Origin of the sequence: Pantoea rwandensis (assembly GCF_002095475.1) — a bacterium.
Lineage (GTDB): Bacteria > Pseudomonadota > Gammaproteobacteria > Enterobacterales > Enterobacteriaceae > Pantoea > Pantoea rwandensis.
Genome location: NZ_MLFR01000009.1, coordinates 1 through 25,213 on the forward strand (window position 1 = coordinate 1; position 25,213 = coordinate 25,213).

Annotated in this window: 24 protein-coding genes, 1 tRNA gene and 1 pseudogene; 11 read left to right on the top strand and 15 right to left on the bottom strand. The window is 53.6% G+C overall.

Translation table 11 applies throughout. From position 1 onward, the window contains the following. Positions 1 to 44: 44 nt before the first annotated feature. Positions 45 to 120: transfer RNA gene (locus HA51_RS10830), tRNA-Ala, on the top strand. A 323-nt stretch (positions 121 to 443) separates the two neighbouring features. On the opposite strand, the gene HA51_RS10835 is transcribed toward HA51_RS10830, so the two are convergent. The 5 genes and pseudogenes from HA51_RS10835 to HA51_RS10855 all read right to left on the bottom strand — a co-directional run bounded on the left by HA51_RS10835 (position 444) and on the right by HA51_RS10855 (position 6,096). After that, entirely contained in the window at positions 444 to 2,060 is a 1,617-nt protein-coding gene (locus HA51_RS10835; protein ID WP_084934527.1) for a rhodanese homology domain-containing protein, read from the bottom strand. After that, positions 2,053 to 2,643: a cysteine dioxygenase family protein gene (locus HA51_RS10840; RefSeq protein WP_084934528.1), complete on the bottom strand. Its 591-nt coding sequence runs from the start codon at positions 2,641 to 2,643 to the stop codon at positions 2,053 to 2,055. Before HA51_RS10840 ends, HA51_RS10835 begins: the two co-directional genes overlap by 8 nt. Beyond that, positions 2,640 to 3,623 (bottom strand): ABC transporter substrate-binding protein, encoded by a 984-nt coding sequence (locus HA51_RS10845; RefSeq protein ID WP_084934529.1) that lies wholly within the window; start codon positions 3,621 to 3,623, stop codon positions 2,640 to 2,642. The genes HA51_RS10840 and HA51_RS10845 overlap by 4 nt, the downstream gene beginning before the upstream one ends. Next, positions 3,623 to 4,712 (bottom strand): annotated as a pseudogene (locus tag HA51_RS10850) (LLM class flavin-dependent oxidoreductase). The gene HA51_RS10845 and the pseudogene HA51_RS10850 overlap by 1 nt, the downstream one beginning before the upstream one ends. A gap of 193 nt (positions 4,713 to 4,905) precedes the next feature. Beyond that, positions 4,906 to 6,096 carry a NupC/NupG family nucleoside CNT transporter gene (locus HA51_RS10855; protein ID WP_084934530.1) on the bottom strand — a complete coding sequence of 397 codons (1,191 nt, stop codon included), beginning with the start codon at positions 6,094 to 6,096 and terminating at the stop codon, positions 4,906 to 4,908. Between the two features lie 368 nt (positions 6,097 to 6,464). On the opposite strand from HA51_RS10855, the gene HA51_RS10860 reads away from it, so the two are divergent. Then, positions 6,465 to 7,706 carry an Nramp family divalent metal transporter gene (locus HA51_RS10860; RefSeq protein WP_084934531.1) on the top strand — a complete coding sequence of 414 codons (1,242 nt, stop codon included), beginning with the start codon at positions 6,465 to 6,467 and terminating at the stop codon, positions 7,704 to 7,706. A gap of 60 nt (positions 7,707 to 7,766) precedes the next feature. Here HA51_RS10860 and HA51_RS10865 read toward each other — a convergent pair whose 3' ends face one another. Both HA51_RS10865 and mgrA read right to left on the bottom strand, forming a co-directional pair. Then, positions 7,767 to 8,123, bottom strand: coding sequence for a DUF2502 domain-containing protein (locus HA51_RS10865; RefSeq protein ID WP_084934532.1), 357 nt, complete (start codon positions 8,121 to 8,123; stop codon positions 7,767 to 7,769). Positions 8,124 to 8,282: 159 nt separating this feature from the next. Next, the gene (mgrA, locus tag HA51_RS10870) at positions 8,283 to 9,275 is read right to left on the bottom strand and encodes an L-glyceraldehyde 3-phosphate reductase (protein ID WP_084934533.1); all 993 of its coding nucleotides are present in this window, start codon (positions 9,273 to 9,275) and stop codon (positions 8,283 to 8,285) included. A gap of 213 nt (positions 9,276 to 9,488) precedes the next feature. On the opposite strand from mgrA, the gene HA51_RS10875 reads away from it, so the two are divergent. After that, the gene (locus tag HA51_RS10875; RefSeq protein WP_084934534.1) at positions 9,489 to 11,144 is read left to right on the top strand and encodes an alpha-keto acid decarboxylase family protein; all 1,656 of its coding nucleotides are present in this window, start codon (positions 9,489 to 9,491) and stop codon (positions 11,142 to 11,144) included. A gap of 267 nt (positions 11,145 to 11,411) precedes the next feature. Continuing rightward, entirely contained in the window at positions 11,412 to 12,377 is a 966-nt protein-coding gene (gene glk, locus HA51_RS10880; RefSeq protein WP_084934535.1) for a glucokinase, read from the top strand. A gap of 33 nt (positions 12,378 to 12,410) precedes the next feature. Here the strand turns inward: glk and HA51_RS10885 are convergent, their stop codons facing one another. Together HA51_RS10885 and HA51_RS10890 are read right to left on the bottom strand one after the other, a co-directional pair. Continuing rightward, complete coding sequence (locus HA51_RS10885; RefSeq protein WP_084934536.1) at positions 12,411 to 13,136, bottom strand: LytR/AlgR family response regulator transcription factor; 726 nt, start codon at positions 13,134 to 13,136, stop codon at positions 12,411 to 12,413. Further along, a complete protein-coding gene (locus HA51_RS10890; protein ID WP_084934537.1) occupies positions 13,133 to 14,824 on the bottom strand; it encodes a sensor histidine kinase in 1,692 nt (563 codons plus the stop codon). Before HA51_RS10890 ends, HA51_RS10885 begins: the two co-directional genes overlap by 4 nt. A 559-nt stretch (positions 14,825 to 15,383) precedes the next feature. Between HA51_RS10890 and HA51_RS10895 the strand changes: the two genes are divergently transcribed. Together HA51_RS10895 and alaC are read left to right on the top strand one after the other, a co-directional pair. Then, a complete protein-coding gene (locus HA51_RS10895) occupies positions 15,384 to 15,908 on the top strand; it encodes a GNAT family N-acetyltransferase (RefSeq protein ID WP_084934538.1) in 525 nt (174 codons plus the stop codon). Positions 15,909 to 16,025: 117 nt separating this feature from the next. Then, positions 16,026 to 17,261 carry an alanine transaminase gene (gene alaC, locus HA51_RS10900; protein ID WP_084934539.1) on the top strand — a complete coding sequence of 412 codons (1,236 nt, stop codon included), beginning with the start codon at positions 16,026 to 16,028 and terminating at the stop codon, positions 17,259 to 17,261. Between the two features lie 39 nt (positions 17,262 to 17,300). On the opposite strand, the gene ypdK is transcribed toward alaC, so the two are convergent. The 3 genes from ypdK to HA51_RS10910 form a co-directional block, all read right to left on the bottom strand. Beyond that, on the bottom strand, positions 17,301 to 17,375 hold the full coding sequence (gene ypdK / locus HA51_RS27805) for a membrane protein YpdK (RefSeq protein ID WP_139810671.1): 75 nt from the start codon (positions 17,373 to 17,375) through the stop codon (positions 17,301 to 17,303). A 202-nt stretch (positions 17,376 to 17,577) separates the two neighbouring features. Further along, on the bottom strand, positions 17,578 to 18,606 hold the full coding sequence (locus tag HA51_RS10905; protein ID WP_084934540.1) for an HlyD family secretion protein: 1,029 nt from the start codon (positions 18,604 to 18,606) through the stop codon (positions 17,578 to 17,580). A gap of 5 nt (positions 18,607 to 18,611) precedes the next feature. Beyond that, positions 18,612 to 20,213, bottom strand: coding sequence for an MFS transporter (locus HA51_RS10910; RefSeq protein WP_084934541.1), 1,602 nt, complete (start codon positions 20,211 to 20,213; stop codon positions 18,612 to 18,614). Positions 20,214 to 20,363: 150 nt separating this feature from the next. Between HA51_RS10910 and HA51_RS10915 the strand changes: the two genes are divergently transcribed. From HA51_RS10915 to HA51_RS10930, 4 genes are all read left to right on the top strand, one after another. Next, positions 20,364 to 21,149 carry an IclR family transcriptional regulator gene (locus tag HA51_RS10915; protein ID WP_084934542.1) on the top strand — a complete coding sequence of 262 codons (786 nt, stop codon included), beginning with the start codon at positions 20,364 to 20,366 and terminating at the stop codon, positions 21,147 to 21,149. 7 nt (positions 21,150 to 21,156) lie between these two features. Then, positions 21,157 to 21,609: a universal stress protein gene (locus HA51_RS10920; protein WP_084934543.1), complete on the top strand. Its 453-nt coding sequence runs from the start codon at positions 21,157 to 21,159 to the stop codon at positions 21,607 to 21,609. 9 nt (positions 21,610 to 21,618) lie between these two features. Then, positions 21,619 to 22,422 carry a hypothetical protein gene (locus HA51_RS10925; protein ID WP_084934544.1) on the top strand — a complete coding sequence of 268 codons (804 nt, stop codon included), beginning with the start codon at positions 21,619 to 21,621 and terminating at the stop codon, positions 22,420 to 22,422. A 252-nt stretch (positions 22,423 to 22,674) separates the two neighbouring features. Further along, on the top strand, positions 22,675 to 22,956 hold the full coding sequence (locus HA51_RS10930; protein WP_084934545.1) for a putative periplasmic lipoprotein: 282 nt from the start codon (positions 22,675 to 22,677) through the stop codon (positions 22,954 to 22,956). A gap of 67 nt (positions 22,957 to 23,023) precedes the next feature. Here the strand turns inward: HA51_RS10930 and HA51_RS27200 are convergent, their stop codons facing one another. From HA51_RS27200 to HA51_RS27835, 3 genes are all read right to left on the bottom strand, one after another. Beyond that, entirely contained in the window at positions 23,024 to 23,173 is a 150-nt protein-coding gene (locus HA51_RS27200; RefSeq protein WP_167140186.1) for a hypothetical protein, read from the bottom strand. A 283-nt stretch (positions 23,174 to 23,456) separates the two neighbouring features. Continuing rightward, entirely contained in the window at positions 23,457 to 24,140 is a 684-nt protein-coding gene (locus HA51_RS27830; RefSeq protein WP_483874365.1) for an MFS transporter, read from the bottom strand. Between the two features lie 48 nt (positions 24,141 to 24,188). After that, positions 24,189 to 24,674: an MFS transporter gene (locus HA51_RS27835; protein ID WP_483874366.1), complete on the bottom strand. Its 486-nt coding sequence runs from the start codon at positions 24,672 to 24,674 to the stop codon at positions 24,189 to 24,191. Between the two features lie 283 nt (positions 24,675 to 24,957). Here HA51_RS27835 and HA51_RS10940 point away from each other — a divergent pair, with 283 nt between their 5' ends. After that, positions 24,958 to 25,197 carry a hypothetical protein gene (locus HA51_RS10940; protein WP_084934546.1) on the top strand — a complete coding sequence of 80 codons (240 nt, stop codon included), beginning with the start codon at positions 24,958 to 24,960 and terminating at the stop codon, positions 25,195 to 25,197. Positions 25,198 to 25,213 lie beyond the last annotated feature (16 nt).

The following is a 25,213-nucleotide window of genomic DNA, read 5'->3' on the forward strand; positions in this document are numbered from 1 at the left end:
AAATCGTTTCATACGATAGGCACTGAAGAATGATTTCCAGATGTGGGGGTATAGCTCAGCTGGGAGAGCGCTTGCATGGCATGCAAGAGGTCAGCGGTTCGATCCCGCTTATCTCCACCAAATCTCTGTTCATCCTGAACAATAGTAAAAATTCAAAACCCGAAAGATATCGAGATATTCCGCATTGCGTGATGAATCGCGCCATTACCGCTTCGTGCGCGCTGAGAGTGCTTATTCCGTCGAGATACCCCGCCTCACGTGCTTAATTGCGCGATGAATCGCGCCGCTACCGCTTCGTGCGCGCTGAGAGTGCTTATTCCATCGAGATACCCCGCCTCACGTGCTTAATTGCGCGATGAATCGCGCCGCTACCGCTCTGTGCGCACGATTGTCAAACCCGCACAAGCTTGTAACGGCGCAATTTATTGCGCACTGAGCAGCACTCAAGCCATTGCGGTTGGCACTTGCGCAGGCAGCACGCGGAAACCATGGGTTCCATCGCGATCCAACTGCGCCACCAAACCATATTCCCAATCCAGATAGGCTTGCATCACACCGGGTTCGATATCTGTGCCTTCATAGGGGCGGCGATAACGGTCAATCGCAGGTGACAGCAACTGTTGTTCGCCTTGCTCAGTTGGCAGCTTAGCCGCGCGCCAGGCAGCATTACCACCTTCTAGCACAAATACCGGTTTACCGGTAAGCTCCGCCACCTGCTCCACGGCATAACCGGCCAGCAGGCTACTCCCACAGGTCAGCACATAGCGTCGCGCTTCAGGCAGTACGGCTTTACCTTGCTGTTGCAACGTTGAGCGCAACAACCAACCCGCGCCGGGAATATGGTTGTTGAGGTGGTTGGCTCGAGTCGTAAAGTCCAGCACTTGCGTCTGTCCCTCCGCCAGCCATTCTGCGAGCTGCTGTGGTGAGATAAATTCCGGCTGTGCAACCGGGGGCACCTTGGCTTTCCAGTTGCCGGTTGCACTGAAGTCACCCAACTGTAACTCTTCTAACACCGAAACCTGCCAGCCCAACTGGGCCAGCCAGGAAGCTGTCATGTTGGCGCGCACGCCATCGTCATCCACTAGCACAATACGTGCGCCGCGTACGCTGGCGTAGTGGTCGGTTTCCTGTACCAGCTGTCCGCCGGGTACGTGACGGCTGCCTGGCAACTGACCCGCGACGTACTCTTCGGCATCCCGCACATCAAACAGATAGGTAGTGCGCGGCTCCTGCTGCCAGCGTTTCAGGGTTGCCAATGGAATACGCTCCACACCAGCACGATCGGCGATGTTGCGTGCATTATTGGCCGCCTGGCGCTGCGCCGTTTCACTGGTTTCACCGTAGCGACGTGACTGGCCATGGTCCAACGGGTGGCCCGCCAGCGTCCAGCCAATAGTGCCGTTGCGCAGGGCAAAAACCGGGTTGCGAATCCCGGCATTCACCAGCGATTGCGTACCGATAATGCTGCGCGTCCGTCCTGCGCAGTTCACAATCACGGTGGTTTCTGGCGAGGGGGCAAGGTCACGCACGCGCAATACCAATTCACCACCGGGTACACTGGTGGCACTTGGAATGCTCATGGTCTGGTACTCATCAAAACGGCGGGCATCCAGTACTACCACGTTTGCGTCACTGTTGATGAGATGCTGCACTTCATCGGCGGACAGTGAAGGGGTGTGATTGTGATGTTCAACCAATTCACCAAAGGCTTTGCTCGGTGAATTCACATCAATAAACAGTTCGCCACCTGCTGCTTGCCAACCGGTTAAGTCATCTTTCAGCAGCGCGACATTGCGGTAGCCGAGTGCAGCGAAACGCTCTGAAGCAGCCTGCGCTAACCCTTCGTCATTGTCATAGATCGTGATCGCTGTGCTCTGCTGAGGGATGCGATCCAGCAGCTCCAGCTCCAGTTTAGAAAGTGGAATATTGACCGCAAACAACGGATGGCCGGTGGCAAACAACGCTTCGTCACGCACATCAACAATGGCCACTTCCTGCTGCTGACGCAGTGCCTCAAGAATGTCCGCAGCCTGGCGGAAAGGGAAAACGGGTTTACTCATGTGATAGATCCCAAATGTTCGGTAAGTAACGGTTGCTGTAACCGGAGATAAACTGTTTTTCACTGCCGTCTTCGCGATACACCGCGCGTTTTACCGCGCCAATATTGGCGCCATACACGTGGATGCTGATCGAGACGCGATCGTCATAGGCATTGCTGACACGATGGATATCGCCGACGGTGGGCGAGACGGCTTCAACGCTGCCGGGATCGAGACGCACCGGAGCGCCTTCCGGCTGCAGGCCGTGCGGCCCCGGCTGCCAGGATTGTGATATTTCCGCCCCGCGCAACATGCCAATCAAACCCCACACGCGATGGTCGTGAATCGGCGTTTGCTGGCCCGGCCCCCAAACGAAGCTCACTACGGAAAAGCGCTGCTGGGCATCGGCGTAAAGCAGATATTGTTGATAATGTTCGGGGTGCGGCTGGGTATAGGCTTCATCGAGCCAGTCGTCATACTGGATCAAGTCGGCCAGCCAAGCACTGCCCTGTTCTAAAACAGTCGCTTCATCGGGATTCTTGTCGAGTAACGTAGCCAGATTAGCGACAAAATCGCGTAAACGCTGATGCTGATAGACACTCATGATTTATCTCCCGGCGCGCTTTTGGCGACCTGATTGGCCTGAGCAGACAAACTAAAATCAAAGGCTTTGCTGACATCAATCGCCTTTGGCAATACCTGATAGCGATGGAAGAAGTCGGCAGATTTTTGCAGCGTAGGGATCAGGTTGGCATCAAACACCAGCGGACGAATGCGTGCATCGGCAATCCAGCTACTGGTGATGTTGGTAGGCATATTCAGTGTCTTGCCTAACACGCTGGCAAATTCCTGTGGATGTTGCTGCGCCCATATTTGTGCTTTCGCCAGGCGTGCTAACAGGTCGGCAATGGCTTTACGTTTACCGGCATCACTCAACGCCTCGTCACGTGCCAGCGCATACGAATAACCGGACATAATGCCTTTGCCACCGCCGTCCGGGACGCGCACCGTGCCATCCACTGCGGTAGAGGTAGCGATGTAGGGCTCCCAAGGTGCCCAAGCGGATACCGCTCCTGACGTTAGCGCGGCATGGCCATCCACCGGGCCCAGGAAGCGCATTGTGACGTCATCAGGCTTTAACCCGGCGCGTTCCAGCAGACCTAGCAGCAGATAATGTCCCCAGCCACCTCTATTCACCGCGATCTGCTTGCCTTTCAAATCTTGCAAACGATGAATACCAGCGTTGGGCCGCGTGAGCAGGGCAATACTGTCAGGGTTATTCTGCCAAGCCCCCACGGCCTTGACGGGGGCGCCAGCAGCAAATACAAACAGGAATGGCAGATCGCCCGTGAAGCCAACGTCGAGCGCACCGGCATTTAACGCCTCTTGCACAGGTGCACCTGAGTCAAATGCAGTGAGTTTGAGATCGTAAGGCAGGTTGTTAAGTTCGCCAGAGGCCTTTAATGCAGCAAAACGATCGCCTTTAACATCGCCCAAACGCAGCGTGACTTTATCGGCGGCAAAAAGCGGATTGAGCGTGGAGAGCGCCAGCGCAACACCGGTAAACAGTGCAGCCAGACGCATCAGGCGCTCCTTTTTTCAGTGACGTCCAGCGCAGCCACTTTTTCACGCGTCAGTGGGATCAGCTCCTGACCATATTCCACCGCATCATTCAGCGGATCGAAGCCGCGAATCAATACGCTGTGAATGCCGAGGCGATAGTATTCCAACAGCGCGTCGGAAACCTGGTCGGCGGTTCCTACTAGCGCGGTGGAGTTGTAGCCGCCTTGCACCAGCTTAGCGACACCGGTCCATAACACTTTGTCCAAACGATCGCCTTCATTGGCGGCCGCCAGCAGACGCTGCGCTCCGACGCTTTGCGGCTTGGGTTTGCCAAAAGCAAAACCGGTCTCTTGCAGTTGCTTTTCGGCCAGTTCACGGATGTGCTCGGCGCGCTCCCAAGCTTCTTTCTCGGTTTTACCGATGATCGGACGGAACGAGATATTGAAATCAATTTCACGCCCGTGCTGAGCCGCAGCGGCTCGCACGTTGCGCACCGTCTCTTCCGCGCCTTTCAGCGGTTCGCCCCACAAAGCAAACACATCGGCATGACGGGCAGCCACATCAATCGCTTCCTGTGACGATCCGCCAAAATAGACCGGCAGTTTGTTCTGTACGGGCTTGATGGCAGAAAACGCCTGCTCAGCCTGGTAAAAGTTTCCCTTATGATCATAAGGCTGGCTGGATTCCAGACTCTGCCTGAGCACGGTGAGGAATTCGTCGCTGCGCGCGTAGCGTTCAGCCTTATTGAGGAAATCGCCATCGCGGCGCTGCTCGACATCGCTGCCACCACTGATGATATGCACCGCCAGACGACCGTCGGTGAGATGATCGAGTGAGGCCAGCTTGCGTGCTGCCAGCGTAGGGGAGACAAAGCCTGGACGGTGTGCCAGCAGGAATTTCAGTTTGGAAGTGTGTGCCGCCGCATGCGCGGTGACCAGGAATCCATCCGGCTGATCGGACCAATAACCCACCAGAATGCGGTCAAATCCCGCTTCTTCATGGGCGCGGGAAAAAACGCGCGATGTAGTCTTTATCGAACAGCGGACCGCTAGCCGGGATAATCTCGGAAGCCAGACGGTGGCCAATCATGCCAAGAAATTGAATGCTCATACGATTCTCCAGATGTGACGTTATGGAGAAAAACTACGGGCGCAGGCAACCGTGACGGAAATTCAATATTGTGCAAAGGTTTTGCGAATGTTGGGGAAGCAGCGGATGACGGGGGAACTATGGGGTTGAACGCGAGATAGAACAGAAAGGCATAAATAAGAAGAGAAGGGCGAGCCGCAGCTCGCCCGGTACATCAGAAGGCCAGAACCAGACCGGCGATAGCAGCAGAGAGCACGCTCACCAGGGTTGAACCGTACAGCAGTTTCAGGCCGAAGCGCGAAACCACGTTACCCTGTTCTTCGTTCAAGCCCTTAATCGCACCTGCCACAATCCCGATTGAAGAGAAGTTCGCGAAAGAGACGAGGAACACAGACAGGATACCTTCCGCATGTGGAGAGAGCTGACCGGCAATTTTCTGCAGGTCCATCATCGCCACGAATTCGTTTGAAACCAGCTTGGTCGCCATGATACTGCCCACCTGCAGCGCTTCGCTGGACGGTACGCCCATCACCCACGCAAACGGATAGAACACATAACCGAGCACACCCTGGAAGCTGATGCCGAAGATCAGGTCAAACAGCGCATTCAGGCCGGAAATCAAGGCGATAAAACCAATCAGCATAGCGGCAACAATGATCGCCACTTTGAAACCGGCGAGGATGTATTCACCCAGCATTTCGAAGAAGCTCTGACCCTTGTGCAGATCCTGCAACTGCAGATCTTCTTCGCTATCGACGCGGTAAGGGTTAATCAGTGACAACACGATAAAGGTGCTGAACATGTTCAATACCAGCGCAGCCACCACGTACTTCGGTTGCAGCATGGTCATATAGGCGCCCACGATGGACATCGAAACCGTCGACATCGCCGTAGCGGCCATGGTGTACATACGACGCTGAGACATTTTGCCGAGAATATCTTTATACGCGATGAAGTTTTCTGACTGTCCCAAAATCAGAGAGCTCACGGCATTAAAGGATTCCAGCTTGCCCATTCCGTTCACTTTTGACAGCACGGTACCGATGCCGCGGATAACCCAAGGCAGGATACGGAAATGCTGCAAAATACCGATCAGGGCCGAGATGAACACAATCGGGCACAGAACATTAAGGAAGAAGAAGGCCAGGCCTTTCTCACTCATGTTGCCAAACACGAAGTTGGTGCCTTCGGCGGCGTACTTGAGCAGATGGTCAAACACCCCCGCAAACCCTTTCACGAAGCCGAGGCCCGCTTCAGAGTTAAGGAAGAACCACGCCAGCAGAACTTCAATCACCAGAAGCTGGACGATATAGCGAATGCGAATGCTTTTACGATCGTGACTGACCAGTAAGGCCAGTGCGGCTACCACCACTAATGCCAAAAGAAAGTGCAAAATATGGGACATGTCGGCTCCAAATTTGAGGAGGGTTGTATTTTGTTGCGTATTCTATGTAACGCGTTACTTAAAAACGAGATCAAAACCACATTATAAGTATTCGATATCGACTAATTTCTAAGAAAAGTCTTACCGCTCACAACCTGTTCACAAACTCTTCACAAGAAATATCCACAAAAACATTGTCTATAAAATAACCCAAGAGTAGAGTGATTCCTGTTGCAAACATTTTGGCAAGATCTGGCTTTACCGCAAGATATAGCAATGGCTATACTTCATAGCACCATCTATTAATACGATAACTAAAATCGAATTCACTTGCCTTGGTGGCTCTGTATTCTGTACGGGTCAACAAGCGTTAGGACAGGGTCCACACTATGTCAGAAAGCCGCACCGCTGAGCGCGCCGCTCGCGGAGCCAGAAAGATTAAACTCGCGCTGCTCGGCCCTGCCTTCATCGCGGCGATTGGCTACATCGATCCCGGTAACTTTGCCACCAATATTCAGGCAGGTGCGGCCTACGGCTACAAGCTGCTTTGGGTGGTGGTCTGGGCCAACGTGATGGCGATGCTGATTCAGCTCATGTCCGCCAAACTAGGGATTGCTACCGGCAAAAATCTTGCCGAGCATATCCGCGATCGTTTTCCACGTCCTGCCGTATGGTTCTATTGGGTGCAGGCTGAAATCATTGCTATGGCGACCGATCTCGCTGAATTCATTGGTGCGGCGCTGGGGTTCAAGTTGTTGCTCGGCATATCGCTGCTACAAGGTGCAGTGTTAACTGGGGTAGCCACTTACCTGATTTTGATGTTGCAAAACCGCGGGCAGAAACCGTTGGAGCTGGTGATCGGTGGGCTACTGCTGTTTGTGGCGGCAGCCTATATTGTTGAGCTGTTTTTCTCACAGCCAAAAGTGAGTGAACTGGTCACTGGCATGGCGCTGCCTTCACTGCCTTCATCAGATGCGGTGTTTCTGGCTGCCGGTGTACTGGGTGCCACCATTATGCCGCATGTGATTTACCTGCACTCAGCGTTGACGCAACACGGCAACATTGGCAGCAAAGCGGATCGCTATTCATCTACCAAACTGGATGTGGCGATTGCCATGACCATCGCGGGTTTTGTGAATTTGGCGATGATGGCGACGGCGGCGGCGGCTTTCCACTTTAGCGGTCATACCAGCATTGTGGATCTCGATCAGGCTTATTTGACGCTGCAACCGCTACTCGGCCATGCGGCAGCAATCGTGTTTGGTTTGAGCCTCGTTGCCGCAGGTTTGTCATCTACCGTAGTCGGTACTTTGGCAGGGCAGGTGGTGATGCAGGGCTTTATTCGCTTCCATATCCCGCTGTGGCTGCGTCGCACCATCACTATGCTGCCTTCCTTTATCGTGATCTGGGCCGGTTGGGATCCGACGCGCATTCTGGTGATGAGCCAGGTGCTACTCAGCTTTGGTATCGCGCTGGCGTTGATTCCGTTGCTTGCCTTTACCGGCAATCGTGAATTGATGGGCGATGAGATGGTGAATTCACGCCTGATGCAGAACGCCGGTCGTCTGATTGTGGTGTTGGTGGTGGCGCTAAATCTCTATTTGCTGGTGGGTGAAGCGCTCGGCTGGTAACTATTCGGTTGGTCAGCATGAAGAAAAGAAAATCCCGGCTATTAGGCCGGGATTTTTGTATTAATGATGATGGTGATCGTGATGGTCGCGGCGATCATCGTGGCGATGGTCATGACGCCAATGGTCACGGCGTTCCCGCTCATGCCAACGGCGTTCACGCTCACGTTCGTAAGCCTGATGACGACGCCACTCTTCATGACGCCACCAGCGGCGATCATTATATTGATAGCGATCGTTCCACCAACGTGGTTCACGCCAGCGACCACCGTCCCAATAATTGCCGTGGCGATCGCGATCGCCGAGATGCAGCGTAACGCCTGGACCCAAATTGATGGTGGCACTATTGGCTTCTGCTGTGTGCATCGCCAGGGGTGAGAGTGTTGCCAGCAAGGCGGCAAACAAAATTGCACGTTTCATAACTTCTCCTTTTCAGTGGCTTATCACTGCCACCGTTGCGCTAGTGTGCCACATCGGTCCAGTGTTGCCTTGAGAGTGAGTCTGAAAACGCTGAGGGAAATCTGAATTGAGAATTTTCTGCTGCGGAAAACACCCGGCCTGAGCCGGGTGGGTAAACGTTTACACCAAAATGTGATGAATCGCGTCGATCTCTTCAGCTGTCAGCACGGGTTGGCTTAACATCTCCACCGCATCATCGATTTGCGCGGTTTTACTCGCACCAATCAGGACCGATGTGACGCGCGCATCGCGCAGCACCCAGCTCAGCGCCATTTGCGCCAGCTTTTGCCCACGCTGTTGCGCGATGGCCTGCAGCTTGCGCACTTTTTCCATCTTCTCTTGGGTTAGTTGGCTTTCATTCAGGAACTGGCTGCCACTGGCCGCGCGCGAATCCTCAGGAATACCTTGCAGATAGCGGTCAGTCAGCACGCCGCCTGCCAGCGGAGAGAAGGCGATGCAGCCAACGCCATTATCACCCAGTACATCCAGTAAACCCTGCTCTTCCGGTGCACGTTCGAACATGGAGTATTTAGGCTGATGAATCAGGCATGGCGTGCCTAAATCGCGCAGAATGGCAATCGCCTCGGCTGCTTTATCTGCCGGATAGTTGGAAATCGCGGCGTACAGCGCTTTACCCTGGCGCACCACCTGATCCAGCGCACGCATGGTCTCTTCCAGCGGCGTTTCCGGATCGGGACGGTGGTGATAGAAGATATCAACATACTCCACACCCATGCGCTTCAGGCTCTGATCCAGACTGGAAATCAGATACTTGCGTGAACCCCAGTCGCCGTAAGGACCGTCCCACATGGTGTAACCGGCTTTGGTGGAGATGATCAGCTCATCGCGCAGTCCGGCAAAGTCTTCACGCAGAATACGGCCAAAATTGGATTCTGCGGAACCTGGTGGTGGCCCATAGTTGTTGGCAAGGTCGAAGTGCGTGATGCCACGATCAAAGGCATGGCGCAGTAATTCACGGCTATTATCGACACGTGTACTGTCACCAAAGTTATGCCAGAGACCGAGTGAAATCGCGGGTAATTTCAGGCCGCTTCGGCCACTGCGACGATATTGCATCTGTTGATAACGTTCGGGATGGGGAAAAACACTCATGCAGCGTTCCTGTCTCAAAAGGGGAGAAAGTGACATCAGCATAGCAGTGTATGCGTTTACACTAAGCTGAAACGCGCCGAAGATCCCAACTTACAGAATTTTCTGTCGTCGTAACGATTGCTTGCCACAAATTCCCATGCGCTGATGATGAAAATCTCGCCCATTCAGCCACATCGCTGATACTTCGATCATCCCCTTAAGAAGGAGCTGTCGATGAAACCCCTCAACGTTGGCGACTATTTACTGCACCGTTTAGAGCAAGCTGGCATTCGTCATCTGTTCGGCGTGCCAGGTGATTACAACCTGCAATTTCTCGACAGCGTCATCGCCCACCCTGAGATTGCCTGGGTCGGTTGTGCCAATGAGTTAAATGCGGCCTACGCAGCGGATGGTTATGGCCGTTGCAACGGTGCTGCTGCGTTGCTCACCACGTTTGGCGTGGGCGAACTCAGCGCGATCAATGGGATTGCAGGTAGCTATGCAGAATATGTTCCGGTGATTCATATTGTCGGCGCGCCTGCCAGTCGCGCACAACAGCAAGGTGATTGCGTGCACCATTCTCTGGGGGACGGCGACTTCCATCACTTCCTGCGCATGGCGCAAGAGGTGAGTACCGCCAGCGCGGTGCTGACAGCGGAGAATGCGGTTGAAGAAATTGACCGTGTGATAGAGGAGGCGCTTCACCAGCACCGGCCTGGCTACTTACTGCTGGCGGTGGATGTCGCGGCGACGGAGATTGCGATACCTGATGTTCAGCCTGGTGTGCCTGTCCATCAGGACACCGCAGTTGCGGCAGTATTTGCTGCTGCCGCCGAACGCTTACTGGCTCCTGCACAGCGCGTTGCGTTACTGGCCGATTTCCTCGCTTCGCGTTGGCAATTGCAATCGCCGCTGTTTGCACTCCGGCAATTGCGCGGTATCCCCGCCGCCACATTACTGATGGGCAAAGGCGTGCTCGATGAGCAACAGCCTGGCTATGTGGGTACTTATGCCGCCGAGGGCAGCAGCGATCGGGTACGTCGAGCTATTGAAGAGACCGATGTCACGCTGTGCGTGGGCGTGCGTTTCACCGATACCTTGACCGCCGGTTTCACCCAGCAGTTACCCGCAGAGCGTGTGATCGACCTGCAACCGTTTCATGCCACGGTAGGAGGGGAATGCTTTGCACCGCTCAGCATGGCGCAGGCGCTCTCCGCATTGTTGCCTGTTTATCAACGTCACTGCGCACATTGGGCGCTTGCTGACACCGCCTCTTGCGAAGAAATTGAGCAAAACGATGATGCGATAATCAGTCAGCGCGCATTCTGGCAGGCGATGCAGCGCTTCCTGCAACCGGGTGATATTATCCTGGCCGATCAGGGCACTGCCGCCTTCGGGGCCGCCGCGCTGCGTTTACCGTCGGCAGCACAATTGCTGGTGCAACCGTTATGGGGATCGATTGGCTATACTCTACCGGCGACCTTTGGTGCACAAACGGCACAACCCGACCGTCGCGTCATTTTGATTATCGGTGACGGTTCCGCGCAACTGACGATCCAGGAACTGGGTTCCATGCAGCGGGACGGGCAGCAACCCATTATCTTCCTGATCAATAATGATGGATACACGGTTGAGCGGGCGATTCACGGCGCTGAACAGCGCTACAACGACATCGCACAGTGGAACTGGACCGCGCTGCCCCATGCGATGAGCGTCGAGTGTGCGGCACAAAGTTGGCGCGTGAGCGAAACGGTGCAGTTAACGGCGGTGATGGAGCAATTAATGCTTAATCGTCGCCTGACGCTGGTGGAAGTGGTGATGGAGAAACAGGATTTGCCGCCGCTGCTGCGCAAGGTCACCGCGTCATTGCATCAGCGCAACGGTGGCTAGAGGCGTTTTGCGCTCGCCACGTTGGACCCGGTGATGCCTGAGAATCCTGAAGTACTGCTTGTACGTTCCGGTTTCTCCGTGCAGTCCGATGGCTTGGGGGCGACAGTTTCGGAAAGTTGCCTCTATACAGTTAAGCCGCTGATTGTCAGGCTGTGCCACGCACCAGAACGCTTTACGCTCATCGTGCTGGTGGGCGTTATTGTTTTATTGGCAGGCTCTTATATAGTGTCCTGCAATTGTTTATGACCCAAGCGGAGCAGCAGAAGAATGACAAAATACGCCCTGGTCGGCGATGTAGGCGGCACCAACGCCCGCCTCGCCCTGTGTGAGGTGGAAACCGGCGCCATCTCCCAGGCCAAAACATTCTCAACATCAGACTACGACAATCTCGAAGCGGTGATTCGTGCTTATCTCGACGAACAAAAGCTGGACATTAAGCATGCCTGTATCGCCATCGCCTGTCCTATCACCGGTGATTGGGTGGAGATGACCAACCACGATTGGGCATTTTCAACGCGTGAGATGAAAGAACATCTGGCATTCGACAGTCTCGAAATCATCAATGATTTCACCGCCGTGTCGATGGCAATCCCGATGCTGACCGACAATGAAGTGATTCAGTTTGGTGGCAAATCGCCGGTAGAAGGCAAACCGATTGCCATTTATGGCGCCGGCACCGGATTGGGCGTCAGCCATTTGGTACACGTTGATAAACGCTGGGTCAGCCTGCCGGGAGAAGGTGGGCACGTTGACTTCGCCCCGAACAGCGAAGAAGAGGGCGAAATCCTCGAAGTGCTGCGCGCAGAACTCGGCCATGTGTCGGCGGAGCGCGTGCTGTCAGGTTCCGGCTTGGTCAATCTGTACCGTGCCATCGTCAAATCTGACCAGCGCGAGCCTGAAAACCTGAAGCCAAAAGACGTGACCGAGCGCGCATTGAAAGACAGCTGTATCGATTGCCGTCGTGCACTTTCGCTGTTCTGCGTGATTATGGGGCGTTTCGGTGGCAACCTGGCGCTCAATCTCGGCACCTTTGGTGGCGTGTACATCGCAGGGGGAATTGTGCCGCGCTTCCTCGACTTCTTCAAAGCTTCCGGCTTCCGTGCCGCGTTTGAAGATAAAGGCCGTTTCCGTGATTATCTGGTCGATATCCCGGTGTATATGATCACGCACGATCAGCCTGGCCTGCTGGGCGCGGGCGCGCATTTGCGCCAAACGCTGGGTCGCGTACTGTAATCTGTTCAAGCGAGCAGCATCCTGCTGCTCGCTTTACAACCTCATCAACTGGCGAAACGCCTTCACCTTACTGCGGCTCACCGGCACCTGCACATCCAAATCGCGCAATTTCACCAGATAGGTATTGTTAAACCACGGCTCGATCTCACGAATTTTGCTGAGGTTGACGCAATAGGAACGATGGCAGCGGAAGAACAGCTGCTCGGGCAGGCGGTTGCAAAATTCCGTAATGGCCACGGACATGACATAAGCTTCGCGCCGCGTATAAACAAACGTCAGTTTTTCGTGCGCCTCAACGTAATAGATATCGTTGATATCCGTCACGATAATGCGCTCATCTTTCACCAAATTCACCGTTTGCGGGGCGTTTTGTTGCGTTTGCGGTTGAGCCAGTTGCTGCTGCGCGCTGGCTTCCAGTTTATTCAACATGGTGATAATGCGCGACTCATGGTAGGGCTTGAGGATGTAGTCAAACGCATCCAGTTCAAAGGCATCAACCGCGTGTTCTTTCCACGCAGTGATAAACACAATCAATGGCTTGTGCGCAAACTGATTGATGTTCTGCGCCAGCAGCATGCCATCCAGTGAGGGAATGTTGATGTCGAGGAAAATGACGTCAACGCGATGATTTTGCAGATACTTCAGTACCTCTAGCCCATCATCAAAGCAGGCTTCAATGCTGATCTGGCTATGCTGTTGGATCATCCAGCTCAATTCTTGCTGAGCGAGAAATTCGTCTTCGACGATGATGGCTTTCACGTGGTGGGTTCCGTGATATGGCTGAGCGGTGCAGCCAGACGCTGACCATTCTTGTTGAGGGTGAAGGCGATTTCCGTCCCCGGATGATGACGAGTGATACTCAGCCCCTGACCGGAAAGCAGTTTCACCCGATGATGCACGTTAAGCAGCCCGATTTTATTGCCCGGCATCTCATCACGCGCTACACGTCCAATCACCTCTTCGCTGATGCCCGCGCCCGTGTCGCGCACTGCGACGCGTACACAGTCACCAAGGTCTTTCACACTCAATGTCACCACCCCTTTGCCACGGCAGGGCTGAATCCCGTGCACAATGGCATTTTCCACCAGAGGCTGAATCAGCAAACTTGGCAAAGTGAAGTGCAGATCTTCATCAATGTCATAAATCATCGACAGCTTGTCGCCAAAACGAGCTTGTTCAATCGCGATGTAATCCTTCACCTGCCACAGCTCTTTTTTGATGTCGATGAGTTCATCGTCGTTGAGTTCGAGGTTATAGCGTAGATAGCGCGAAAGATTAATCACCAGCTGGCGTGCCGTATCCGGATTGAGACGAATGGAAGAGGAGATGGCATTCAGTGCGTTAAACAGGAAGTGCGGGTTAATTTTGCTTTGCAACGCGCGCAATTCAGCTTTGTTCGCCATTTCACGTAATTGCTCCGCGCGTGACACCTCCAGTTGTGTGGAGATAATTTGCGACAAACCAATCGCCATCTCTTTTAGCGATCCGGTAATGCGATGCGCGCGACGATAATAGATTTTTAGCGTGCCCGTTACTTCCCCTTTTTCCCAAAGGGGAATAACCAGCATCGAGTGAATATCTTTGGTGCGATGCGCTTCATCGTTATTCTTAATGATGATTTTGCCGCTGGCGATGGACTGCGCAGTGGTAGGACTGATGCCGTCATCGCCATTCTGGTAGTTGTGCTCACCGTAACCAACGTACGCCAGAATCTGCTTGGTATTGGTGATGGCCACGGCATCGGCATGAATATCGCTACGAATAATCGCGCATACCTGGCGCAGTGACTGGCTATTTACCTGGCGAAATAGCGGCAGGGTTTTATTGGCTATTTCCAGTGCCAGCTTGGCCTGGCGTGCGGCAATCGCTTCTTTTTCGCCCTCCACGCTCTGCACCAGCAGTACAATCAAGCCGATACTGGAAGCGCCAAGGATCATAGGCAGGGCAATCTCGGAAACAATGGAAAAGCCCAGCGCCATCGGCTTTGCCCACAGTACAATCAGCACCATGGTCAAGGTTTCGCACAGCATGCCGCCCAAAATACCGGCACGCCAACGCTGCTCTTTGCTGACGCGGCGGTTAATGACGCCAGACGCGACCCCGGCGATGATGCTAGTGATCAAACAAGGCACAGCGGTGACGCCATCCATATCGATCAGATAACGGTGGACCCCGGCAATCACGCCAGTGGCAATCCCCACCCAGGGACCAAACAGAATGCCGCCGGACATCACAGCAATCACTCGGACATTCAACAGCGAGCCATCAACGTTGATGCCAGACCAGGTGCTGAACAGGGCAAACAGCGAGAAAATTGCCGTCACCACCACCTTTTCTTTTATCGAATGCTCATCTTTTTGCAACAGCTGACGAAACACCCGGGTGCGGGTGAGAAAGAACAGGCAAATCAGCATCAGCGCAGCGCGGTCAAAAACCGCCAGCAGCATGTCGAAGTGGGAGGGCAAGGGCATCTCTCAGGCAGAGCTAGGATGGGACTATGATAAAAAATGTGATCAAGATCTACCAGCGCCGCGACACCCGCAAAACGTTTCTCATGGTTTAGATCAATTTTCCTGCCAATTTCTCCATCACACACCGCACGAATTTAAAACAGCAATGAATTCAATTACAAGTCAGTACGGGCCATTCCAACAATCAAAGCGCCCCGATGGTCTGTCAATCTCCAGGACGTGCTCCGTGCGTTTTTTAAAACAGCAACGCATGCAGCTCAAGGCCAGAACGGGCCTGCCCGAAGAGCAAAGCGTCCGCGCCAAGGATGGCGCGGCCGATCTGCATGGATGCGTTTTACCTTTGCGATCGGGCTGGCCCGTTCTGGCCCTGGCACCCAACCCACAGCGACAATCAATCCAACTCCCAACCCCCTAACGCACGAAAAAGAGGAAAGCTTGACTAACAAAAAGAGGATTAATAAATCCGTGTGCTGAGCGCTGGTTGTCTATGGCCCGGTTTGCTATGTTGCCCTAAGTAAATTCGCGGAGCGCATTAATGCAACTTCTCACCCCTCGGTTAACCCTGACACGCTTACAAGCCGAAGACTGGCAAATCTTTAAAGCGGTACACGAAGATCCCGGCACCATGACCTGGGTGAGTGAAATTCCTGACGAAAACGACATTCGCCAACGCTTTACCGAGCGTCTCGCCCCGTGGCAGGTCACCAGTTTTCATATGCTCTGCCTGGTAGCACGTCTGCGTGAAACCAATGAACCCATTGGCCTGTTTGGTTGCAGCGCCGAGTGGCAACCTTATCGTCAGGCAGAAGTCGGTTACATGCTTTGCCATCGCTACACCGGAAACGGCTACGGCAGTGAAGCGCTCAGGGCACTGTGCGACTTCTTGCTACAAGCAGAATTTCATAAGCTCAAAGCGCTGGTCATCGAGGGGAATTGGCCGTCCCGAAGCATTCTGGAAAAGAATGGTTTCACGTTAGAGGGTACGCTACGGGATAATTATCTGCTAAACGACCAATGGGTGAACGATTGGGTGTTTGGCCGCCTGAATCCGCAAAATTAAAAAAATTTTCTGTTGCTCTCGACAACTCTGTTATCAGCGCGTTATGTTCTTCTTCGGTCACCGCAGTGACCAGCGTCGCTCGGACGGTCCGGGCGCCTACGTAAACCAGAGGACATCATGGCTGATAACAGCACACCCCGTCGTTTCTCGCGTATTGAACGCCTTCCCCCTTATGTATTTAACATTACCGCTGAATTGAAGATGGCTGCGCGTCGGCGCGGCGAAGACATCATCGATTTTTCGATGGGGAACCCGGATGGCCCAACGCCGCCACACATCGTGGAAAAACTCTGCCAGGTGGCACAGCGCGAAGACACGCACGGCTATTCAACCTCTAAAGGCATTCCTCGTCTGCGTCGCGCTATCTCACGCTGGTACGCAGATCGCTATCAGGTGGATATCGACCCGGAATCGGAAGCCATTGTCACTATCGGTTCCAAAGAAGGTTTGGCGCACTTGATGCTGGCCACGCTGGATCACGGTGACACCGTACTGGTGCCAAACCCAAGCTATCCGATTCACATCTACGGTGCGGTGATTGCCGGTGCTCAGGTGCGTTCGGTACCGCTGGTGGCGGGCGTGGATTTCTTCAATGAGTTGGAACGCGCCATCCGCGAAAGCTATCCGAAACCGAAGATGATGATCCTCGGCTTCCCTTCGAACCCAACTTCACAGTGTGTTGAACTGGACTTTTTTGAGCGCGTGATTGCGCTGGCTAAACAGTACAACGTGCTGGTAATCCACGATCTCGCTTACGCCGACATCACCTACGATGGCTGGAAAGCGCCGTCGATTATGCAGGTGCCAGGCGCGCGCGACGTGGCCGTAGAATTCTTCACCCTGTCGAAAAGCTACAACATGGCGGGTTGGCGTATCGGCTTTATGGTGGGTAACAAAGAGCTGGTGGCTGCACTGGCACGCATCAAAAGTTATCACGATTACGGCACCTTCACACCGCTGCAGGTCGCGGCGATTGCGGCACTGGAAGGCGACCAACAATGCGTGCGCGATATTGCAGAGCAGTACAAACGCCGCCGCGATGTGTTGGTGAAAGGTTTGCATGAAGCAGGATGGATGGTCGATCTGCCTAAAGCGTCAATGTACGTCTGGGCAAAAATTCCCGATCACTACGCGCATCTCGGTTCATTGGAGTTTGCTAAGCTGCTGCTGCAAGAAGCCAAAGTCTGCGTCTCACCGGGCATTGGCTTTGGTGATTACGGTGACACCCACGTGCGATTTGCCCTGATTGAAAACGGCGATCGTATCCGCCAAGCGGTGCGTGGTATTAAAGCCATGTTCCGTGCGGATGGTATTTTGCCGGGAACGGTAAAAGCGCAGGAAGAAGAAGAGTAAAACTAAGAAGGGCGACGTGGGTCGCCCCGCCTGGCATGATTATTTGAGCATCAGCACGAAGGTGCCAACCCAGATCAACAGGAAGAAAGAAACTCCCATGAAAGCGTATCTCACAAAACAACTCCTCTGAGCGGTTACCATGCTGGTGATCCCAGTCCAGCGTAACCCGAACAGAATAAGAGAAAGGTGAAGTTCATAACCGCTGCACGCTTTCTTCTCAGGTGGTTCCAAGCGAACTCAGAACAGGATCGAGCGCTAATTTACGCGCAATCGATCCGAAAATAAATAGGCCACTTCTGAGAGATTGCTCACATTTTCAGCGCGCTTCAATTTCCGGTATCGCGGACATACCTACGCGGAGTTGGGCGACGTCTGGCTGATTGGCATCCAGCACGATTTTCACCGGTAGACGCTGGACCACTTTGGTGTAATTCCCGGTGGCATTGTCCGGAGAAATGGCTGAAAAAGTCGCTCCAGTGGCTGGTGCAATGCTATCAACACGACCGGTAAAGGTCTTGCCGGGCAACGCATCCACTCTTACCACCGCTTTCTGCCCTGGCTGAACATCCGCCAGTTGTGTCTCAAGATAATTGGCCGTGATATAGGTCTGCTGCAATGGCACTACCGCCAGTAAACGTGTACCCGCGCTGACATAGGCACCCAGGCGCACCGAACGTTGTCCGACCATGCCATCCACGGGCGCAACAATGCGCGTATAAGACAGGTTCAGTTTGGCCTGATCCACACTGGCTTGTGCTGCGGTCACATCGGCTTCTGCCTGACGCACTGCCGCCTGCAACACACCTACCTGCTTCATCGCTGCCGCCACTGCCGCTTCACTCTGACGCACTGCCGCAGAGGCTGAGCGCTGGGTTGAACTCGCTTTCTGCTGTTCATCGGCGGCAATGGTGCCACTTTTATACAGTTGGTTGTAACGCGCCGCGCTCTGACCTGCGTATTGTGCCGAAGCCTGGCTGGCCGCGAGGGTCGCCTTCGCTTCATCAATGGTGGATTGCTGCTGTTCCAATTGGGCCACACTGCTCAACCGTTTGGCATCACTCACTTGCAGATTCGCCAGTGCGGTTTCCAGCGCGACACGGTAATCGCGGTCATCCAGCGTGGCCAGCAGTTCGCCGGCTTTTACACGCTGGTTATCTTGCACATTGACACTGGCCACATAGCCGGAGACTTTCGGGGCGACCAAAGTATAGTCCGCGTTGACATAGGCATCATCCGTGCGATGGTCATTGCCGGTCATTGATGACCAAACAAAAAAGGCCATTGCCAGCAACACGATTAATAGGGCGCTCAGCAGCACCGTTCTTTTAAGAGCAAAAGCTTGCATATCAATTATCTCGATGTCGTCGTAACAGGTTGAATCAGGGTTTGTGGCGGCCAAACACGTTTCGGCAGCCAGGCCGTCAGCAAAAGCAGTAGGGCGGCGAAAGCGATCAGCATCTGATAGCAATCACTCAAGCTCAGCACCATCGCCTGATGTTTCAGTAAGGTGGCGAAACCGCTGAGATTTTCCGCGCTGCTGGCACTGCCGTCAGGCAATAAAGGGAAACTGCTGCTGGATTGTGCGCTGCTGGGGGCGGTCATCAGCCATGGGCGGCTGGCGGCACTCCCCACCAGAATATTGGAGTGGAACTGTTCGCGGTGGCTGATAAACCACCCCACCAAGGTGCTGGCGGCAATACTGGAAAATCCGCGAACCGTGTTAAACATCGCTGAGGCGAAGGGGCCTTCGGGGGGCGCCACCACGCTGGTGGCACTCATCAACACCGGCAAAATCACCATCGGCTGACCAAACGCCTGCAAAATCTGGATCAGCCAGAAGTTTTGCCGTGCCCAATCAGTGGTGATCTGCATCCCCATCAAGCACGAGATGACCAGTAGCATCACGCCTGCGGTCAACATCCAGCGGCAATCTATCCAGCGAAGATTCAGCAGCGCAGCGACCAGCGGGGCGATCAATAATTGCGGCAAGCCGATGGTCAAGGCCAGCGGCGCAAATTGCAACGTGCGGAATCCCTCAACCTGACCGAGGTACGCGGACGGCAGCGCCGAGCCGGACAGGGCCAGAATCAATACGCCCGCCAGTGCCAGTAAACCGTGTGTCAAATTATGCCGACGCAGCATCTGTAATTTGAACAGCGGCAACGGGTGAAACCATTCATTAATAAAGAACACAGTCAGCAATGCGAGAGCACTGAATAATAGCGCGGCAAACAGCGGTGAGCTGAGCCAGTCAAGGCGTTCACCTTGCGTCAGCGCCAGAATCATCAGCGCCATACCAGAGCAACCGGTCAACATGCCAAACAGGTCAATTTGCTTAAAGCGTTCGAAGCGCAGGGGATCTTGTGGCAGGCCCCAGCCAATCAGCAGCATAGCGATCAGCATGGCGGGGATAACTTGCCAAAATACAAACATCCAACTGACTTCATCGGTCCAGAATGCGGCCAGTGTCGCGGCAAGATTGGGACCAAAAGTGGCGGTCAGCGCGTAGGCACCTAAGCCATATAGTTTGATCGGCGGTGGTAGAAAACGCAGGGCGACCGTCATCAGCAGCGGCGGTAAAGCGCCACCGAACAGGCCCTGAATCACCCGCAGCGCAATAAACAGTGGCGCATTGGGTAACAGCGGCAGCAACAGGCCGCTCAGCATAAAACCGGCCGAAACCGCGAGGGCAAAGCGGCGCAGAGAAAAGGTCACGGCAAACCAAGGCGCGATCATCATGGCGGCCACTTCCGCGGCTTGATAGGCGGAAATGATCCAACTGCCCTGATCGTAGCTGATGCCGATGGCGGCACGAATATCCGCTAGCGCGATATCGGTTACGCGGTCATTTAATCCGGAGGTGAGCGCAGCAATCAGCACGCCAACCAACCCCAGCGCGAGGCGCAGAGTAAACGGATGGGGTGCCGGAGCCGCAACTGGCTGGGCGTTCATAGCAGGCTTCTCGTTTTAATATTGATGCAGTGTATTGCGATGTGATACATGTCGCATCTTACATCTCGGTATGATGTATTGCAATGTGATACAGGGTGCAAAAGTGCTGTCATTCGCGCTAAAGTAGGGCAGGCCAAAAAGGAACGCACAATGGTTGAACTTCCCTCAAGCCGTGAGGATGAAAAAGCGGGTGGCATCCAAGTCATCGCGCGTGCGGCAAAAATTCTGAATGCACTGGGTGAACATCCGGGTGGTATGAGTTTGGGTGAAATTGCCCAAGTGGTGGATTTGCCTCGTTCAACCGTGCAGCGCATTATCGCCGCGCTGGACAGCGCTCAACTGGTGCGCAGCACTGGCGCAGGCGGTTTACGGCTCGGCCCGGCACTGCTGAAGTTGATCTCAAGCGTGCACAGTGATGTGGTTGAGATCGTGCGTCCTTTCCTTGAACAACTCTCTGTAGATATCAATGAGACGGTCTCTCTGGCGCGCGCCAGTGGGACACAATTAGCGATTGTGCATTACGTGGTGGCGTCGCGTGAATTACGCGTTGTGCCGCGCATTGGGTTGAATCTACCGCTTTACAGTACGTCGGGCGGCCGCGCACTGTTGGCGCTGGAAAGTGATGATGATGTGCGAGTGATGGTGGGTGAAGCTTATAAAGAGCTGACCGAAATGACGGTGAAAACGCTGCCGCAGCTGCTAGAGCTGATTGCTGAAGTGCGCGTCAGCGGTCTGGCTATTGATCGCGGTGAAACCCTGGAAGGTATTTCCACCATGGCGGTGGCGATCGACACCTTGTTTGGTCGATTCTCTATTTCGCTGTTGGTGCCGACCGCGCGTTTCCATAAACAGGAAGCGCACTATCGTGAGGAAATCTTGAAGTGCAAAGAGGCGCTGATTCGCGAAATTGGCAAAATGACCGCTGTGGAAGGATAACCAACTGATGAAAACCCTGCTGATGGCCATTGATAACTCTCCGGTGGCAGAAAAAGTGATCGCATTAACGATTGAACAAGCATTAGCACAACAGGCACAGGTGACGGTATTGTGCTGTGTCGACCCGGCCTATTCATCCTGCAATCAACCGATCGAAATTGATGCGGGAGAAGATCCTGACGATTTCGTGGCCGCTAAAGATGAGCAAAATACGGCTGAAATGGTAGTGCGCCATGCGCTGGCGCCCATTTTACGTGCTGGCGTCACGGCGAGAGGTTTGATTCTCGCCGGTGAAGCTGCGGAAACCATCGTGGCGCAGTCTAATGTGCTCAAAGCCAGCATGATAATCATGGGGCGCCGCCACCTGTCGCCTTTTAATCGGCTGCTGAAAGGCTCGGTCAGCGCAGCAGTGATTGAGCGCGCCAACTGCCCTGTATTGATTGACGTTCGCAAGGATTAATAACGCTCCATGCTCTCGCTTTTCCCTATTACGCTAGCGGCCTTTGTGCTGCTGGCGATCATCATTATTGTGCTGGTCCGGACTACGTCATTGCGCTTATGGCAGGGCGTTATTCTCTTTCTGTTGCCGTTAGTGTTGGCCAACTTTCTGTGGTTCAGCTGGCTGCACCCTCGCCAGGAGCGACAAGCGCTGGCGCAGGAAGTCACGACCCAGTTGAGTCTCGCACCGGGTTACCGCCTGTTGAAAATTCAAGAGCCGGCCCTGTGGCAACTCCTCAATCGTGAATTGCTCCACAAGCGCATGGAAGGTGTGCCCGCTGACCAGGCCTTGGGGGAAATGCGGGGTTGGTTGATGGATTTAGTCAACCAACGTATGGCGCGTGCCGATGATGAGACGCTGGTGAATTATCTGCGTGTTTCCGTTGAGGAAATGCAGGCATTGAAGCAGCCTGAACCCCAGCGCTGTTTCCGCTTCCTCTATCCTCAGGTTAATGGCGGCATTAACTTGCAACAGGTGCTGTCGCCTGAACTTTACCAGCGCGATGCGCAGGCGCTTGATCAGTTGTTACAACAAAGCACCGGCAACGATGTGCCGATCGATCAGGCTCTGGCACAGCGCGATTTGCAAAGTATTGTCGAAAAGCTCTACGGCAAATGGGGGGACAAGCTGCAGCAACTCAACATGCCAGCGGATACCGCCGTGGATCGCAGTGCGATGTGCGCCATGTCTATTGACCTCTACAGCGGTATTCTCGCATTGCCTGCCAAACAAGCGGCCAATCTTTTACGTAAGATGGTCAGCTTAACCGGCTAGCCGGCAAAAAAAAGCCCGCTCAGCGCGGGCACAAAGGTCACTATCAGTTTTTTTCTTCTGGGTATCACCTGGTGTGGTGCAGACATCGTTTCGTCTGAATGAATCATCTCATTACCACTTAGATAAGAAAAACCGTTTGGTTTTATCAATTTGATTGGTAAAAACTTTGCATGTTTGCGTATTTCGCGCCTGTTTCCTATAGATGCGCATGATGCTGCCTTTTAGACTGCAGCATCTAATGAGGACACCCTAATGAAGAAAATGCTTATTAGCGCAATAGCGCTTTTTATGCTGGCCGGTTGTGGCGTCAGCAAACCCGGCGGATTTGAACGTGTTGATGAAGATACCAGCTCAAATACCGTGCAGTATCGCTATGATCCGCAGAAGTTGAATAAAGATGCGATGGAAATTGATTTGGCGAGTTATTGTAATCAGCGTGGATTTGATAAAGTGGAATCGCTCCCGGCCCAGGACAGCCATTTGCCAGGATTAAAGAAAGCCTGGTACCAATGTAATTATGCAGTGAAAAGCTAAAAAAATAGGGCGGGATAATTTCCCGCCCTTTTTATTTCTTATTATTTGCTGTGTGTGCTTTGCCCAATTACCAGTGACGTCCGTGGTAGCCGCGGTCGTGATGCCAGCCGCCACCGTGGCCCCAGCCGGGGCCGCGTCCATATCCATCATGAACAATACAGCCACTCAACATGGTCATGATGGCAACAACCGAAGCAACCTTAATTAACTTATTCATGGAGAGTCCTCCTCTTTTCCAATGAACTCAGATTACTGTGGAAAAGTGGAGTGAAGATGCAGTGAATGTAGAGTTATTTCTGGATCTATTACCAGATATGTCAATTAAAGGCTAAAAAATTCAGGAGGGAAAATAAACCAATCGGATAAAGCTGAATGCCTGTTGATAATACCGCGAATAATCTGAAATGCAATGTTAAATAACAGTCATTCTCAATAAGAGTCTATTTATGCAGAAACCGTGGAGAAAGTGGATGCCGCTTTTCCCACGGCATCCAACAGACTTAATTATGCAGCAAAGGCTCGCTGACGTTTTGACGATTTGGCAGACGAATGCTGAGTGACAGCACCAGAGAAATCACCAGCAACGTCATTATCAGACTGAAGGTGACGGTAAACCCGCCGAATACTGAAGCCACCAACGAACCCATGACGCTGCCAATGCCGAAACCCAGGTAAATCAGGCCATAATTTTTAGTGAGATTGTTGAGCCCAAAGAAGTCACTCACCAGTGAAGGGAACACGGTGATCGTGCCGCCGAAGCTGAAGGCGACGCAGGCCAGCGACAGGAAGAAGGAGGTTTCATTCATCCGGGTGAACAACAAAATGCTCATCCCGACCAGCGAGACGACCTGTGCCAGTGAAATCACGCGAATGCGCGCCATCTTATCTGACAGCACGCCCAGAATCAGACGACCACTGAGGTTTGCAATCGCAATGATGGTAACGGCGTTCGCGGCGGTTTGCGTTGACAGATGCACCATGCCTTCGCCGATATCCTTTGCCACTCCAATCACATACAAACCACTCATACAGGCGGTAAGGAACATCAGCGCCAACATCCAATACTGTGGCAAACGCACCGACTGCGCCAGGGTGTAATCTTTCGCCTGTGCCTGCAAGTCGCCACCGGCTTGCTGTACTGGCGCGTCTCGCATCATCAGCGCACCCACGATGATCATCGTCATCGCCAGAACGCCCCCAGATCATAAAGGTGTTTTCCAGACCATAATTCGTCAGCAGTGCCCCACAGATAAACTTAAAGCCGAGGCTGCCCAAACCGTACGCACCAATGAACAGGCTGATATCAGCCCCTTGCGCTCCGGGAACCATTTCACGCAGTTTGACAGCGTCATCAGATAACCCGCACCGTCTGCCAGGCCGACCAAAATCCCAGCGCTGAGGTAAAGCATCATCAGATTATCGGCGTGAGCGGTAAGCCAGAAGCCGACAGCCATTAACACGCCCGCACCCATTGTGACGTTACGGACGCCAAAACGTTCCTGCAACTTACCTGCCAATGAGGAGGCAATCGCCAACCCTAAGCTGAGCAAGCCAAAAGAGAAAGCGACCTGACTGATCGGCGCATCAAGTTTGTGCGCCAGCTGGCCATTAAACAGGCTCCAGGTGTAAACCGAACCCAGTGCAAATTGGGTGATAATGGTGCCGATAAGCGTAAGCATGCGGGTACGCTGATACTGCGCAGTGGTTGCTGTTTTCATTTTTATCTCTCCCCTCAGGGAATGCGGAATCTGCAGCAATCATATGTGCCTCACGCGCGTGCAGGGTGGGAGAGGGCGTGAATAGCCGGGACGATGGAATGAAATGCAGCGAAACGGGTATGAATAGCATTGCGTGATGGGATATCAGCGCAGTGACAGATGTCATTTTAAGCGTAGCGGTTGCCATGCGTAAACATGTGTAACTAAGTATGATATCCAGGGCCATTTCTCTGCAAGATTGCAGATTTTTGCCAGGATTAAAACTCACTCAACGGGAGGAAATATGAAAGACCGAGCATATGAATCCGCATCCAATGAGGATGAAGTTTGCTGCATCATCGGTCAGGCGGTGATCGAGTTAAGCGATGAGCATCAGCCTGTGAATAAATCCACGCTGTCGCTGAAATTACTGGCTATGGCCGATCGCGACAGAGATGATGAACGCGTCCTGCTTTATTGGATTGCCAGAAAAGCCATCAATCAACCTCACCAGCTCAATATCGGTGTTCAGGGCTGGCGATAGAGGAAAAAAGAGCGGG

Coding starts and splice junctions, on each gene's coding strand:
- HA51_RS10835 (WP_084934527.1), bottom strand. CDS start 2,060: ATGAGTAAACCCGTTTTCCCTTTCCGCCAGGCTGCGGACATTCTTGAG.
- HA51_RS10840 (WP_084934528.1), bottom strand. CDS start 2,643: ATGAGTGTCTATCAGCATCAGCGTTTACGCGATTTTGTCGCTAATCTG.
- HA51_RS10845 (WP_084934529.1), bottom strand. CDS start 3,623: ATGCGTCTGGCTGCACTGTTTACCGGTGTTGCGCTGGCGCTCTCCACG.
- HA51_RS10855 (WP_084934530.1), bottom strand. CDS start 6,096: ATGTCCCATATTTTGCACTTTCTTTTGGCATTAGTGGTGGTAGCCGCA.
- HA51_RS10860 (WP_084934531.1), top strand. CDS start 6,465: ATGTCAGAAAGCCGCACCGCTGAGCGCGCCGCTCGCGGAGCCAGAAAG.
- HA51_RS10865 (WP_084934532.1), bottom strand. CDS start 8,123: ATGAAACGTGCAATTTTGTTTGCCGCCTTGCTGGCAACACTCTCACCC.
- mgrA (WP_084934533.1), bottom strand. CDS start 9,275: ATGAGTGTTTTTCCCCATCCCGAACGTTATCAACAGATGCAATATCGT.
- HA51_RS10875 (WP_084934534.1), top strand. CDS start 9,489: ATGAAACCCCTCAACGTTGGCGACTATTTACTGCACCGTTTAGAGCAA.
- glk (WP_084934535.1), top strand. CDS start 11,412: ATGACAAAATACGCCCTGGTCGGCGATGTAGGCGGCACCAACGCCCGC.
- HA51_RS10890 (WP_084934537.1), bottom strand. CDS start 14,824: ATGCTGCTGGCGGTTTTTGACCGCGCTGCGCTGATGCTGATTTGCCTG.
- HA51_RS10895 (WP_084934538.1), top strand. CDS start 15,384: ATGCAACTTCTCACCCCTCGGTTAACCCTGACACGCTTACAAGCCGAA.
- alaC (WP_084934539.1), top strand. CDS start 16,026: ATGGCTGATAACAGCACACCCCGTCGTTTCTCGCGTATTGAACGCCTT.
- HA51_RS10905 (WP_084934540.1), bottom strand. CDS start 18,606: ATGCAAGCTTTTGCTCTTAAAAGAACGGTGCTGCTGAGCGCCCTATTA.
- HA51_RS10910 (WP_084934541.1), bottom strand. CDS start 20,213: ATGAACGCCCAGCCAGTTGCGGCTCCGGCACCCCATCCGTTTACTCTG.
- HA51_RS10915 (WP_084934542.1), top strand. CDS start 20,364: ATGGTTGAACTTCCCTCAAGCCGTGAGGATGAAAAAGCGGGTGGCATC.
- HA51_RS10920 (WP_084934543.1), top strand. CDS start 21,157: ATGAAAACCCTGCTGATGGCCATTGATAACTCTCCGGTGGCAGAAAAA.
- HA51_RS10925 (WP_084934544.1), top strand. CDS start 21,619: ATGCTCTCGCTTTTCCCTATTACGCTAGCGGCCTTTGTGCTGCTGGCG.
- HA51_RS10930 (WP_084934545.1), top strand. CDS start 22,675: ATGAAGAAAATGCTTATTAGCGCAATAGCGCTTTTTATGCTGGCCGGT.
- HA51_RS27200 (WP_167140186.1), bottom strand. CDS start 23,173: ATGAATAAGTTAATTAAGGTTGCTTCGGTTGTTGCCATCATGACCATG.
- HA51_RS27830 (WP_483874365.1), bottom strand. CDS start 24,140: ATGACGATGATCATCGTGGGTGCGCTGATGATGCGAGACGCGCCAGTA.
- HA51_RS27835 (WP_483874366.1), bottom strand. CDS start 24,674: ATGAAAACAGCAACCACTGCGCAGTATCAGCGTACCCGCATGCTTACG.
- HA51_RS10940 (WP_084934546.1), top strand. CDS start 24,958: ATGAAAGACCGAGCATATGAATCCGCATCCAATGAGGATGAAGTTTGC.